Here is a 13930-nt window from a genome sequence, read left to right as displayed (position 1 = left end):
CATGACTTTTTCTTACAAAGATCGACAACAAGCCTTGGCACGAGCCAAGAATGAGGAATATGATGTATTGATCATCGGTGGCGGGATCACTGGTGCTGGAGTCGCCGTGCAAACGGCGGCTGCCGGCATGAAAACGATCCTAGTGGAGATGCAGGATTTTGCCGAAGGAACTTCTTCTCGCTCAACGAAACTGGTTCACGGAGGCATTCGCTATTTGAAAACCTTTGATGTTGAAGTCGTCGCCGACACAGTCAGAGAACGGGCGATCGTGCAACAGATTGCCCCTCATATCCCTAAACCGGATCCGATGCTGTTACCGATTTATGATGAGCCTGGTGCTACCTTTAATCTTTTTTCTGTCAAAGTGGCGATGGATCTTTATGATCGACTAGCTAATGTCACGGATAGTCAATATGCCAATTACACCCTGACGAAAGAAGAAGTATTGGAGCGAGAACCCCAGTTGCAACATGAGAACTTGATGGGGGGCGGAGTCTATCTGGACTTCCGCAACAACGATGCCCGTCTAGTGATCGAAAATATCAAACGAGCCCATCAAGATGGCGGGACCATGATCAGTAAAGCCAAGGTTGTCGGTATGCTTCATGATGAAGACGGCAAGATCAATGGTGTTCAAGTAGAAGATCAACTAACAAAAGAACAATTTGCTATCCATGCGAAAGTGGTCATCAATACCACTGGACCATGGTCTGACATCCTTCGAGAATTAGACAGTAATGATAATTTACCGCCGCAAATGCGCCCAACCAAAGGGGTCCATTTAGTGGTGGATCGTGAAAAATTAAAAGTACCGCAACCAACGTATTTCGATACAGGTAAAAACGACGGTCGGATGGTTTTTGTGGTTCCTAGAGAGAACAAAACGTATTTTGGAACGACGGATACCGATTATACAGGCGATTTTGCCCATCCGACAGTGACACAAGAAGATGTGGATTATCTTTTAGAAATCATCAATCATCGTTTTCCGGAAGCTGAGATCCAACTGGAAGACATCGAAGCTAGCTGGGCAGGGCTACGGCCATTGATCACAGGAAATGGCGGTTCTGATTACAATGGCGGAGCCAAAAGCAAACTTTCAGATGAAAGCTTTGATCAAATCGTGCAAACCGTCGAAGCGTATTTGGAGGATCATCGCAAACGGCCGCAAGTTGAACAAGCCATCAAACAAGCCGAAGAACGGCTAGAGGCCAGCAGTGTGGATCCTTCGCAAGTCTCTCGGGGCAGCAGCTTGGAAATGTCTCAAGATGGCCTATTGACACTGGCAGGAGGCAAGATCACCGACTATCGTTTAATGGCCGAAGGAGCTGTCAAACGGATCAATGAATTGCTGGCTGAAAAAGGACAATCTTTTGAATTGGTGGATTCCACACGTTATCCGGTCTCCGGTGGTGAGATTGATCCGGCCAATGTGGAAGAAGAACTGAAGCGTCTGGCGCAAACAGCAGAAGCTGCCGGTTTTTCCCCAGAAGATGCGCGCTACTTGGCAGAGCTTTACGGATCGAACTTACCGCAAGTTCTTACTTATAAAACGACATTTGCCGGATTGGATGAAAAAGAAAGCACGGCGTTGAATTATGCACTGCAGGAAGAACTCGTCCTGACACCGGTAGATTATTTATTGCGACGGACCAATCATGTTCTCTTTATGCGGGACACATTGGATGAAGTCAAGGTTGGGGTGATCGATGCAATGGCGGATTACTTTGAATGGACAGCTGCAGATAAGCAAATGTATGCCGAAGAATTGGATCAAGTAATAGCGGAATCGGATTTGAGTGCCTTAAAAGGAGGAGAATGATATGAGTGATGCAACACAAATCTTTAGTGAGTTTCTGGGAACAGCGATCTTAGTTTTATTAGGGGATGGTGTTTGTGCAGCGGTCAATCTGAAAAAGAGTAAAGCGGAAGGTTCTGGCTGGATCGTGATTGCGGCTGGTTGGGCAACAGCCGTAACGATTGCTGTGTATGCTTCTGGTTTTATGGGACCTGCACATTTGAATCCGGCCGTGACATTAGGCATGGCCATGACAGGGAATTTTTCTTGGGGATTGGCAGTTCCTTTCATGCTGGCACAGCTAGCAGGGGGGATCGTCGGCGCAATTCTTGTCTGGCTCAACTATCTGCCATTATGGGATGAAACAGAAGATCAAGGGGCTATCTTGGGAACCTTTGCCACGGGACCTGCAGTCCGTAACTTAGCCGCGAATACAATGACTGAAGTGATCGGGACGTTTGTTTTAGTCTTTGGCTTATTGGCATTTGGTGCAAATACCTTTACGGATGGCTTAAATCCCATCGTAGTCGGAATCTTGATTTTGGCAATCGGTCTTTCTTTAGGGGGACCTACAGGCTATGCCATCAACCCAGCCCGAGATTTAGGTCCACGGATCGCCCACCAAATTTTGCCAATCAAAAATAAAGGGACTTCAGACTGGGGCTATGCCTTTGTACCGATCGTAGGACCATTTATCGGTGCCGCATTAGCTGCTGGACTATTCATGGTTTTACCCCTCTAATTGACTTATTCCTCAAAGAATCGATGGCAGTCTGTTTGACTGCTGTCGATTCTTTTTTTTGTGTGTATGTCTTGGGTTGATTGAAATTTTAAGCCAAAAGTGGTTAAATAAAAGAGCTGAAAAAAGAACTGAAAAAAGAACAGAAAAAAGAAAAAAGGAGCCTATGTGTGAAAAAAATTTTGCGTGTTTGTTTATGGCTGGTCGGTATTCTAGTGACACTAGCAGTAGTCGTACTGATTGCCTTTCAAGTATCCCCACGTCCGGGTGCTTATTTGATCGGTAAAATGTTTAATGACGAGGTGAAGATCACAGATGAAACCGCCTATCAAGAAAGTCTCTCCCGTGTGACGGTAAAAAATGATCTGACGTATACCTCTGACTATGATCGGAGTACCTTTGACCTTTATTACCCCAAAGGAGCCGAAAAAGCATTACCCGTCGTATTTTGGGTACATGGCGGCGGCTATGTCGGTGGTGACAAGGAAGGAACCAAAGAATTTGCGACTTATTCAGCAGATCGTGGGCAAGTGGCGGTGGTGTCACTGAATTATGAGTGGGCACCTAGTTTAGAATACCCAGGACAAGTCAAACAAATCAATCAAGCCTACCAATCGATCAAGCAAGCGGCTGACCAGTATCCGATGCTAGACTTTAAACAAGTTATTTTTGGCGGAGACTCTGCTGGCTCACAAATCGCCGGCCAATTTTTAGCGATTCAGAGCAATCCGGATTATGCCGAGGAGATGAAGATGGCACAGGTGATACCAGTCGATGACCTAAAAGGATTTATTTCCTACTGCGGACCTGTTGATTTAAAACAAATGGCCCAGCAAACTTCGGATGATCGATTTATGAAATTCTTTGTTAAAACAGTGGCTTGGTCATTATTAGGAACCAAAGACTGGAAGAACAGCAAAGAATTGCAGCAAGTCTCACTGGTAAATAAATTGACCAAAGAATTCCCGCCAACCTATATCACCGACGGCAATGCCTATTCTTTCCAAGATCAAGGAATCGCTTTTGATCAGAAACTGCAAGAATTAGACGTACCGGTCAAATCTTTGTTTTATAAAGATGCACCAGAAGCAGTCAATCACGAATACCAATTTGATTATTCGTTGGCAGAGTCACAGAAATGCTTGGATGAAACCCTCGATTTCCTTAAAAATAGCATGTTGTAATGCTTCAAAACGCGAAAAAAAGCTTGACCCTTTAGCAATAGAGGGCCAAGCTTTTTTTTAATCATCAAGACCGATGAAATAATCGTCGTCTTTCATGGCTTCAACGGTACCTAACAGATAGCCATTTCCTACTTGAGAGAAGAAATCGTGGTTGCTGGTTCCGGTTGAGATCCCATTCATGACAATTGGATTGACATCATTGGCCGTATCTGGAAACAGCGGGTCTTGGCCTAAGTTCATCAATGCTTTGTTGGCATTGTAGCGCAAGAACGTTTTGACGTCTTCGGTCCAACCAATTGGATCGTACAATTCTTCGGTATAGCGTTCTTCATTTTCATACAATTCATACAACAAATCGTACATCCAGTCCTTCAACCGTTGTTGTTCCTCTTCAGGAAGCTCATTGAAACCTAATTGGAATTTATAGCCGATATACGTACCGTGAACCGATTCATCCCGGATGATCAGTTTAATGATCTCGGCAACGTTAGCCAATTTGTTATTGCCTAGGTAATAGAGCGGTGTATAAAAACCGGAATAAAAAAGAAAGGTTTCGAGAAAGACGCTAGCGATTTTCTTTTCAAGCGGTGTGCCATTTTTGTAGATTTCATTGATCCGTTCTGCTTTCTTTTGCAGATAAGGATTGGTGTTGGTCCATTCAAAAATATCGTCGATCTCCGCTTTCGTATTCAATGTACTGAAGATGGAAGAATAACTTTTTGCGTGGACGGATTCCATGAATTGAATATTGTTTAAAACAGCTTCTTCATGGGGTGTGCGGACATCTTTACGCAGTTGCTCCATTCCGCTTTCTGATTGGACGGTATCCAGCAATGTCAGACCGCCGAACACATAACCAACTGTCGTTTTTTCCAGATCAGAAAGTGTCCGCCAGTCATCTAAATCATTGGATAATGGAATACGTGTGTCCAGCCAAAATTGTTCCGTCAGTTTTTCCCAAGTTGATTTATCGATGATGTCTTCAATCGCATTCCAGTTGATTGCTTCATAATAAGTTTTGCCCATCGTAGGTTCCTCCAATAGTAATCTTGATACAAGAGACAGGAACAAAAGAAGTCCGCCTGATTGCTCGTTGCTTCTGCCAGTCATCTCTGGGGATGCTCTTTGATCCCGCGATAAAGACGATTGAATTCAATCCGCTCGCTTTTTTGTTCCTAGTCAGTGCATGGCTTGCTTCATGCCCGTGATTAAATCACACAGCTTTCACATTGATTGCTGCCGATTTCTTCTGCGTCATCCGTAAAGGTCCGTACATAGTAAATCGATTTGATTCCTTTGTGGAACGCGTAATGGCGCAGAATATTCAAGTCACGGGTTGTCTGCTTGCTGGTTTCTTTCCATTCATAAAGGCCTTCTGGAATCTCTGAACGCATGAAGAGAGTCATACTCATTCCTTGGTCCACGTGTTTTTGTGCCGTGGCATAAACATCTATGACTTTACGCATATCCATATCATAGGCTGAACGATAGTAACCAATCGTATCGTTGCTCAAGTAAGGCGCAGGATAGTAAATCTTCCCGATTTTCTTTTCTTGGCGTTCTTCGATCATTCGTGTGATGGGATGGATGCTGGCACTAGTATCATTGATATAAGAGATGGAACCATTTGGTGCAACCGCTAAACGGTTTTGGTGGTACAAGCCGTCTTTTTTGACTGCTTCTGCCAATGCCGCCCAATCTTCTCCAGAAGGAATAAAGACCCCATCAAATAGTGATTTGATTTGTTCCGATTGTGGTTGATACTTTCCGGTAATATAGTCGGTGAAATAGCTGCCGTCTGCATAGGCGGATTTCTCAAAGTTATGGAACACTTCGCCCCGTTCTTTGGCAATGGCATTGCTTTCTACTAATGTCCAATAATTCAACAACATGAAGTAGATATCTGTGAATTCCAGTGATTCAGGAGAACCATATTCCATTTGATTTTTGGCAAAGTAGGTATGCAAGCCCATCGCACCTAAACCAATCGTATGGTTCAATGCATTCCCATTTTGAATAGAAGGAACAACGTCGATGTCAGAGGCATCTGTAACGAAAGTCAATGCACGAGTCATGGCACGAACGGATTTTCCAAAATCAGGACTATCCATCAAGTTGACGATGTTCGTTGAACCAAGATTACAACTGATATCGGTACCCAGCACTTCATATTCTTGCTTGCCGTTGATCACTGAAGGCTCTTGCACTTGCAAGATCTCGGAACAAAGGTTACTCATAATGATTTTGCCATCGATCGGGTTGGAACGATTGGCCGTATCAATATTGATAATGTAAGGATAGCCGGATTCTTGTTGCAATTTGGAGATTTCATTTTCAAGATCCCGAGCTTTGATTTTGGTTTTACGAATCTTAGGGTTCATCACTAAATTATCGTATTCTTTGGTGATGTCGATGTAAGAAAATGGAATCCCATATTCTTTTTCGACACTATAAGGGCTGAATAAATACATATCTTCATTTTTCCGGGTCAATTCATAGAATTTATCCGGTACGATCACGCCAAGAGAAAGGGTTTTGACCCGAATTTTTTCATCCGCATTTTCCTTTTTGGCAGACAGGAAACTAATGATGTCTGGATGGAACACGTTCAGATAGACGACACCCGCACCTTGACGTTGACCTAGCTGATTGGAGTAGCTAAAGCTATCTTCGAACAATTTCATGACCGGCATCACACCGCTGGCAGCTCCTTCATACCCTTTGATAGGTGCCCCAGCTTCCCGCAAGTTCGACAACGTAATGCCCACGCCGCCGCCGATCCGAGAAAGTTGCAATGCGGAATTGATGCCCCGACCGATCGCATTCATATCATCGGTCAATTGGATCAAGAAACAAGAAACCAGTTCTCCTCGACGTTTACGACCAGCATTCAAGAAAGAAGGGGTTGCCGGTTGATAGCGTTGATAGATCATTTCATCTGCCAAAGCCAAAGCCAATTCTTCATCGCCATCTGCAAAATAGAGGGCATTGAATGCCACACGGTCTTCATAGCTTTCCAAATAGGCTGTGCTATCATTGGTTTTCAACGCATATTGGGAATAAAACTTGTATGCTGCCATAAAGGACTTGAAAGTAAAATTTTGTTCAGATAAAAACTGATAAAGTTCTTCGATAAACGCAGGACGATACTTCCGAATAAATGCTTCTTCTAAGTAGTCATGTTCAATCAAGTAATTGATTTTGTCAGTGACCGAAGGGAAAGTCATCGTATTTGGCTCAACATTTTCTTTAAAAAAAGCCGCTAAGGCCTCTTTATCTTTATGTAGAGGGATCTGTCCATCGACGGGGCGGTTGATCTCATTATTCAATTTAAAATAGCTTACATCTTTGATTTCTTTTAAGCTCATAGAAAGGCAACCTCTTTTCTTGTTTTGATCGTATAAAAAAGGATCTGCAGGTCTTTACGACTGACAAATCCTCCAAAAACACATTGGTTAAAAGACTACTTAGCTGGCCAATTGACGTAATTGATCGGGACGGAAGCCAATGATTGTTTGTGCATCAGAAGTGATGATTGGAACACTTTGGAATCCTTGTTCTTTCAAAAACTCAATTGCTTCAGGCTGGTTGTCGATATTGATTTCTTCAAAAGAAATATGGTTATCGCTTAAAAAGCGTTTAGCCATTTTACATTGCATACAGTTATTTTTTGAAAATAGTTTAATATTCATAATGATTTCCTCCATGACAGTAATGGTTATAAATCTAGTATAAATAAGTCTAGGAGAAAGTCAACGAAAAAACACTACATATTGTGCTTGTGAAAAAAACATACACAATTTATAGTGTCTATCTGGTTTTTATACAAGCGAAAAACAGTGATTTTTCCCAGAAAATCGCGCTTTATTGTGAATTCGAAGCGAGAATATACAGTGGTGGTGTGTAAAAAAAAATCGAATTGTGAACGAACTTTCAATTTCGATGTTGAAAAAAGATTGACTTTGTTGATAAATCGCACTATTATAATGATAATCATTCTCAATTAACAAGAAAAAAGTCTAGAATTTTTTCACAAAAGGGGTAAAAAATCATGAAAATGGCGCAAACAGAGGCCTCCAGAATCTATCAAATCGAAGCGATCGCAACACCTAAGAATATTACGGCGCACTTAAATGATTTGGGCCTGCGTGTCGGCGTTGAAATTCTCATGGTTCAAAAAAGTCGTAAGAGCGGCATCATCCTGCATCAAGACAATCGAATCGCTCTCGATGCAAGTGTCATGGCACAAATTGAAGTATCGGAGAAAAAACAACAGACTGTTTTGACGTCCCTAGATCAACTGCAAGTAGGAGAATGGGGCAATGTGGCGAAGATCGCAACGACAGGCGCATTGCGACGACGATTGATGGACATGGGCATCACAAAAAATGTTCCGATCCGTGTCGTTAAGCTGGCTCCTTTGGGGGACCCGATCGAAATTCGTATCAGAGGCTATGAGCTGTCATTGAGAAAACAAGAAGCTGCGTTTGTTTTTGTTGAAAAAGGAGTAGAGGAATGAACTATCAATTCGCATTAGTTGGCAACCCCAACAGCGGCAAAACAAGTGCCTTCAATCAGCTGACTGGCGCCAAGCAAACCGTAGGAAACTGGCCGGGAGTGACAGTCGAACGGAAATCAGGAAAGCTCCGCAAAGCCAAAGAAATCACGATCCAGGATCTGCCGGGGATCTATTCTTTATCCCCTTATACCCCTGAAGAAGTGATCTCCCGAAACTATTTGGCAGAAGCCCCCATCGATACTGTCTTAGATATTGTTGATGGCACAAATTTGGAACGAAACCTCTATCTCACTTTGCAATTACTGGAAATGGAGTTGCCAACAGTGGTGGGGGTCAATATGATCGACCTTTTGAAGCGAAAAGGGATCCAAATCAACTTTGAGAAGCTAGCCTATGGCTTAGGCGTACCGGTTGTGGGCATCAGTGCCTTGAAACAACACGGACTGAATAAGCTGATCGATGCCGGAAAGAAAAAAGCCGGAAATGGCGACTCAGTGGTTGTCTATGATTCCCGGTTAGAGGCTGCCTTAGCAGAGATCAAGGCCCTTTTGCCCGAAGAAATTTCTGAAAGCAAACGTCGGTGGGTTGCAATCAAACTGTTTGAAGGTGACGAATTGATTCGTCAACAAGTCACTTTGACCCCCAGCAATGAAAAAGAATTAGCGGAAATCATCAAAATTACGGAAATGATTTTTGACGAGCACAGTGATGCGATTATAGTAAATGAACGGTATGAATTCATTCAGCAGTTGTTGAATCTAGCGACGATCAAGGAAGAGGAATATCGTTTGTCCTTAAGTGATAAAATCGACCGTGTCTTGACCCACCGCATATTGGCGTTACCGATTTTTGCTTTTTTCATGTGGGGAATCTACTTTTTATCCATCCAAACAATAGGCACGATGGGCACAGATTGGGTCAATGATGTGTTATTTGGCAGTTGGGTACCGGATACCCTACAACGCTTGATGGAACAATGGCAAGTGGCACAATGGCTCCAAGAATTGATCCAAGATGGGATCGTAGCAGGCGTGGGGGCAGTCCTCGGCTTTGTGCCGCAGATCTTTGTCCTGTTCTTCTGTTTGGCTTTATTAGAAGATTGCGGCTATATGGCACGAATCGCTTTTGTGATGGATCGTTTGTTTCGCAAGTTTGGCTTATCTGGGAAATCCTTCATTCCGATGCTGATCGCTACTGGCTGTGGGGTTCCAGGGGTCATGGCTAGCCGAACCATCGAAAATGAAAAAGATCGCCGTTTGACAGTCATGGTTACGACTTTTATGCCTTGCTCTGCCAAACTGCCAATCATTGCATTGATTTCCGGGGCGTTCTTTCCCGGAAGCTCATGGGTCGCACCATCGGCTTACTTCATTGGGATGGGAGCCATTATTTTATCAGGCATTGCACTGAAAAAGACCGCTCTTTTTGCCGGGGATCCAGCACCCTTTATCATGGAATTGCCTGCCTATCATTTGCCGCAACTAGGAACCGTGTTGAAAAGCGCGATTGATCGAGCAGTAGCTTTCATCAAAAAAGCCGGAACGATCATCTTCGTTGCATGTATCTTTATCTGGTTTACCTCTAGCTACAACTTTACCTTTGATCGAGTAGGGGAAGAAAAGAGCATCTTAGCCTTTTTCGGCCGTTTGTTGGCGCCGATTTTTGCGCCCCTAGGCTGGGGCACTTGGCGAGGTGCCGTGGCCACCATTACAGGGTTGGTGGCAAAAGAAAATGTTATCGGCACGTTTGGGATTTTATACGGCCAAAGTGGTGTGTCAGAAAACGGCACCGAAATCTGGCAAGTGCTGCGAGGCGATTACACCGCAGTAGCCGCCTACTCCTTTTTGATTTTTAACTTATTGTGTGCCCCTTGTTTTGCAGCGATTGGCGCGATCCATCGTGAGATGGGGGATAGCAAGTGGACTTGGTTGGCTATTAGTTACCAGTGTGGACTGGCTTATTGCGCAAGTCTAATTGTTTACCAATTCGGGCATGTCTTCTTTGAAGGCGGACAACTGACAGTAGGAACCTTGGCAGCATTGATTGTTCTTGGCTTGTTGCTGTTTGCTTTGATAAAGAGACCCCAACAAAAAAATTCACCACTATTACAAGTAGTCGGAGGCGAAAAATGATTGCAACGATTCTTTTAAGTCTAGTGATCTTTGGCTATGCAGGAAAAGTCCTTTATCGAATGGTCAAAAAAGGCAGTTGTTCCGATTGCCATCAAAGCTGTCCGGTAAAGCATGAAGAGAAAATCTAAAATCATCCATGAATCTAACGCCAGTTTTATTAAGTGACTAGCGAGGATGAGTGAAGCAGTTAGGCAGAAATGCCTAGCTGTTTTTTTATAAGAAAGGGCTATTTAAAGAGCAGATTCTTTAGTATGATTAATTGCAGATATAAGCACACAAATAATAGTTATCTGTAAATGAATGTGCAAAAGCGGACATCTGAGCGGTATGATTATCGTCAAGCAAAAGAGAACAGATACTAGGGCTGCTACCACTGCAGCTATTCTAGCTATACCTTATTACGAAATGAACCCTCGAAAGGTTGGTAAGAAAGGCAAACTGTCAGCGAAGAATATTTCTCCTAGAGTTGATCGAAAAGAACAAACACTTGCTTAAAAGCACATAAATAAGAAGTGACAGGCGAAATTCATTGAAAAGAGCCGAGTCATTGAATTTGATTTATTTACCAAATATGAAATTGTTATCCTATCATTCTATAGGTAGGAACTCTTGAAAAAAATCTCATAGAAAGATGAGAAAATAAAAGAATAGAAATTTGAGGTGACTTGATGAAAAAGTTAAATGTCCATTGGAATCAGTGGGGAAGTAAATTTATCTTTTGTATGAGTATCATCATTGCAACATTAATCATTTTAAACTATCAGATAGTACTCAATCACTTAGGTGGATTTTTACATATTTTGTCTCCGTTTATTTTAGGCTTTATTATTGCCTATTTGCTGAGCGGATTACAAAATCGTTTTAAAATTTTATTGGAAAAAATTCCGATTCGAGGGATTCAATCGGCTAGTCACTCCTTGAGTATTCTCGTATTGTATCTATCGATTCTCTTTCTTTTGTTTATCTTATTAAGTTACTTGATTCCCTTAATCATTAAAAATATCAACGATTTGATAGCAGCAATTCCACAAATTCAAGAAACAGTGCTTAGATACACCCAAGAACTTGAGGAAAGAGGGATCTTAAAACAAGTTCCTCTTGAGCAATTTTTATCAGAAATCACGAATCAGATTTCAACGGATAATCTTTCTTCAAACTGGCTACAAGTTGTTTCATCATTAGGGGGACTTACAAAAAATCTGTCAAGTTTTGTCTTGAATAGTTTTTTATCGATTGTGGTTTCTATCTATGTTTTGATTTACAAAGATTCGATATTCCGCTTTGTCTCGTTAGTCGCTCAGAAATTAATGTCAAAAACCGTATTTGAAAATTCGAAAAGATGGATCCATACGACACATGTGGTTTTTTATAAATTTATTAGCTCTCAATTTTTAGATGCATGTATCATCTGGTTCTTATCTACAATCATTTTATCTCTTTTTCAAATAAAGTATGCCATTACGTTAGCATTACTTTTAGGTATTTGTAATATGATTCCATACTTTGGTTCGATAGTTGCATCGCTAATTACCGGGTTGGTTACATTATTTACGGGAGGACTAAGTAAAGCAATCACGATTCTTCTGGCTTTATTAGTTTTGCAGCAAATTGATGGAAATGTGATTGGCCCAAGGATCATGGGTGGCGCATTAAATATCAATCCGATCATCATTATCGTTTCCATAACTATTGGCGGAGCTTATTTTGGTATTGTTGGGATGTTTTTAGCAGTACCTATTGCTGCAATCCTTAAGATCATGGTATCTGAGTGGTTATCTGCTTGAGAAAAGATTAGCTACTAACGTTATTTCTTGGAAGTTGGTTCCTGATAGGGAATAGTTTCAGTTCACTAAGTGAGGCTAGTGATTTTTTGCAACATTTTAAATCTGCTAGTAGCATTATTTTTGTGATTTTAAAACCTTTGGTAGATATTAATGAAGAACGAGAAGAGTTGTTTGTAATAAAGAAATAGAAGTGCGTTTTCATGTTTTTGAAGACGTGCTTTTTTTTGTGCTGATTCACTCAAACCATGGCGTAAGTAGGAAACCTTTGGCAAAACTAAGAATAGGGACTAATGATAGTCATGTAATTATTCTGCAAGTTAATAAAGGAGGTGAGAATTTCTATCGCCTTTTATGCCAATTAAAAAAATGAAAAAATGCAACTACGAACATTCTTATCGAATGCTGCCTAGCGTCAATGATGTCCTAGCCTCGTAAGTTTACCATCCAATGGATAGGGAAATCGACCCCGCAGCCCGCTGATTAACAGTGGGATTGTTTTGTGGTTTAAATAAGATCTAATAATAGTTGAAGAAAATAAATAGAGATAGCAGGCGTATCATCGTTTGATAAAAGTATACCTTTTGATAAAGAAGCTAGTTATACTTGCTGTTTTAAGCCGTTGAGAGAAGATTTTATATTTTTTTAAATAGTTCTAGCTATTTATAAAAAAATGAAAAAATGAAGAAACGAGACTCAGCTATACTGTTTTTGTCAATTTGAATAAAAGAAAGGATGAAACAAATGAGGGTAAGTAAGGCAGTGCTAAAAGCAATTACTTTGAGTAGTATGCTTGCATTAGGTGGTACATACGCTTCTGCGACTGAACATACTAATCCGGAGCCTTCTGAAGCAACTACATCGCTTCAAGGAAAACTAAATTTATCAGAAAATGGGGGCCACGATCCCAATCCACCGAGTGACTTAAACAAAAAAACTACAATCAATAATAGTTATTTTGGTATTTCTTATGTGCCAGAAACCTTTGATTTTAGCTCTGTAAAATTAGAGGATACTGTAGGTTCACAAACTATCAATGCTTTAAAAAGTAAAAGTACAGAGGAAAGTCGAACAAGCGAAAAAACTTTTAATATAGGCGTAAAAGATAAACGACGGGTAAGTACAAATGACTGGACACTTTATGCCAAACTAAATAGTGAAATAGGCGAAGATACTGAAGGAATGTCCATCTCAATAGATTCTAATACAAATAAAGTAAAAAGAAATATGAATGACGGGGAAAAACCATTTCAGCCACAAGATCTAACTAACCAGGTGGAAAAGACTGGAAAAGAAGAAGTAGCTAAAATGGACAGTGTGACACTAACACAAGAAAACAAACCGGTAATGTATACAACCGGAGAACAATTTGTTAATGGCGTATATGATTTAGAATTAGAAAATGTTTCACTTACAATTCCTGATGCCAGCAAAGCTAAAGCTCAAAATATTAGCACAAGCATTCAATGGACATTAGAGTCTACGCCGATGAAATCAGACTACATAATTAGCGAAGTGAAAAATTTATTTAAAGATCCTCAATGTAAGAAGCTAAAAATGGATGACCTAAGTTATGACATGGTGCAAAGAGCTGCAGAAGCTATTAAAGAAATACAGGATCCAGATCAAAAAAAATACAATGAGGAATATTTAAAAGTTTATGTTCTAGATAGTTATGCGGAATGGACTTTGAAGGGATTTAAAAATACAGAAACACATACTTTTGGAACAATGAAGTTTTTCCGATCTCCTGATGAACAAAAGGCGGCATTAACTT

Annotated in this window: 11 protein-coding genes; 8 read left to right on the top strand and 3 right to left on the bottom strand. The window is 41.2% G+C overall.

Annotation, left to right across the window (positions count from 1 at the left end; genetic code table 11):
* The first annotated feature begins 1 nt into the window (after position 1).
* The 3 genes from glpO (at position 2) to Q0A12_RS13485 (ending at position 3721) form a co-directional block, all read left to right on the top strand.
* Positions 2-1822 carry a type 1 glycerol-3-phosphate oxidase gene (gene glpO, locus Q0A12_RS13495; RefSeq protein WP_291293152.1) on the top strand — a complete coding sequence of 607 codons (1821 nt, stop codon included), beginning with the start codon at positions 2-4 and terminating at the stop codon, positions 1820-1822.
* A gap of 1 nt (position 1823) precedes the next feature.
* The gene (locus Q0A12_RS13490; protein WP_291293151.1) at positions 1824-2540 is read left to right on the top strand and encodes an MIP/aquaporin family protein; all 717 of its coding nucleotides are present in this window, start codon (positions 1824-1826) and stop codon (positions 2538-2540) included.
* Positions 2541-2707: 167 nt separating this feature from the next.
* A complete protein-coding gene (locus tag Q0A12_RS13485) occupies positions 2708-3721 on the top strand; it encodes an alpha/beta hydrolase (RefSeq protein WP_291293150.1) in 1014 nt (337 codons plus the stop codon).
* A gap of 57 nt (positions 3722-3778) precedes the next feature.
* Here the strand turns inward: Q0A12_RS13485 and nrdF are convergent, their stop codons facing one another.
* The 3 genes from nrdF to nrdH form a co-directional block, all read right to left on the bottom strand.
* Positions 3779-4747, bottom strand: a complete 969-nt coding sequence (gene nrdF / locus Q0A12_RS13480) for a class 1b ribonucleoside-diphosphate reductase subunit beta (protein ID WP_291293149.1) — start codon at positions 4745-4747, stop codon at positions 3779-3781.
* 182 nt (positions 4748-4929) lie between these two features.
* On the bottom strand, positions 4930-7089 hold the full coding sequence (nrdE, locus tag Q0A12_RS13475; RefSeq protein WP_291293148.1) for a class 1b ribonucleoside-diphosphate reductase subunit alpha: 2160 nt from the start codon (positions 7087-7089) through the stop codon (positions 4930-4932).
* Between the two features lie 99 nt (positions 7090-7188).
* A complete protein-coding gene (gene nrdH / locus Q0A12_RS13470; protein ID WP_003127409.1) occupies positions 7189-7413 on the bottom strand; it encodes a glutaredoxin-like protein NrdH in 225 nt (74 codons plus the stop codon).
* A 359-nt stretch (positions 7414-7772) separates the two neighbouring features.
* Between nrdH and Q0A12_RS13465 the strand changes: the two genes are divergently transcribed.
* From Q0A12_RS13465 to Q0A12_RS13445, 5 genes are all read left to right on the top strand, one after another.
* A complete protein-coding gene (locus tag Q0A12_RS13465; RefSeq protein ID WP_291293147.1) occupies positions 7773-8240 on the top strand; it encodes a ferrous iron transport protein A in 468 nt (155 codons plus the stop codon).
* Positions 8237-10372 carry a ferrous iron transport protein B gene (gene feoB, locus Q0A12_RS13460; protein WP_291293146.1) on the top strand — a complete coding sequence of 712 codons (2136 nt, stop codon included), beginning with the start codon at positions 8237-8239 and terminating at the stop codon, positions 10370-10372. The genes Q0A12_RS13465 and feoB overlap by 4 nt, the downstream gene beginning before the upstream one ends.
* Positions 10369-10500: a FeoB-associated Cys-rich membrane protein gene (locus Q0A12_RS13455; protein ID WP_071870149.1), complete on the top strand. Its 132-nt coding sequence runs from the start codon at positions 10369-10371 to the stop codon at positions 10498-10500. Before feoB ends, Q0A12_RS13455 begins: the two co-directional genes overlap by 4 nt.
* Positions 10501-11040: 540 nt before the next feature.
* A complete protein-coding gene (locus tag Q0A12_RS13450) occupies positions 11041-12156 on the top strand; it encodes an AI-2E family transporter (RefSeq protein WP_291293145.1) in 1116 nt (371 codons plus the stop codon).
* Between the two features lie 741 nt (positions 12157-12897).
* Positions 12898-13930, top strand: a 1033-nt coding sequence (locus Q0A12_RS13445) for a WxL domain-containing protein (protein ID WP_291293144.1), incomplete at its 3' end; no start/stop codon positions are given.

It is taken from the genome of Enterococcus sp., assembly GCF_022711995.1.
Classification (GTDB): Bacteria; Bacillota; Bacilli; order Lactobacillales; family Enterococcaceae; genus Enterococcus_D.
The sequence above is the reverse complement of the archived record's forward strand: the minus strand, read 5'-3'. Positions and strand labels throughout refer to the sequence as shown.

Excerpts from the sequence above, each read along its gene's own strand:
- nrdE (WP_291293148.1), bottom strand. The coding sequence starts at position 7,089 with ATGAGCTTAAAAGAAATCAAAGATGTAAGCTATTTTAAATTGAATAAT.
- feoB (WP_291293146.1), top strand. The coding sequence starts at position 8,237 with ATGAACTATCAATTCGCATTAGTTGGCAACCCCAACAGCGGCAAAACA.
- Q0A12_RS13450 (WP_291293145.1), top strand. The coding sequence starts at position 11,041 with ATGAAAAAGTTAAATGTCCATTGGAATCAGTGGGGAAGTAAATTTATC.
- Q0A12_RS13490 (WP_291293151.1), top strand. The coding sequence starts at position 1,824 with ATGAGTGATGCAACACAAATCTTTAGTGAGTTTCTGGGAACAGCGATC.
- nrdF (WP_291293149.1), bottom strand. The coding sequence starts at position 4,747 with ATGGGCAAAACTTATTATGAAGCAATCAACTGGAATGCGATTGAAGAC.
- nrdH (WP_003127409.1), bottom strand. The coding sequence starts at position 7,413 with ATGAATATTAAACTATTTTCAAAAAATAACTGTATGCAATGTAAAATG.
- Q0A12_RS13455 (WP_071870149.1), top strand. The coding sequence starts at position 10,369 with ATGATTGCAACGATTCTTTTAAGTCTAGTGATCTTTGGCTATGCAGGA.
- Q0A12_RS13465 (WP_291293147.1), top strand. The coding sequence starts at position 7,773 with ATGAAAATGGCGCAAACAGAGGCCTCCAGAATCTATCAAATCGAAGCG.
- glpO (WP_291293152.1), top strand. The coding sequence starts at position 2 with ATGACTTTTTCTTACAAAGATCGACAACAAGCCTTGGCACGAGCCAAG.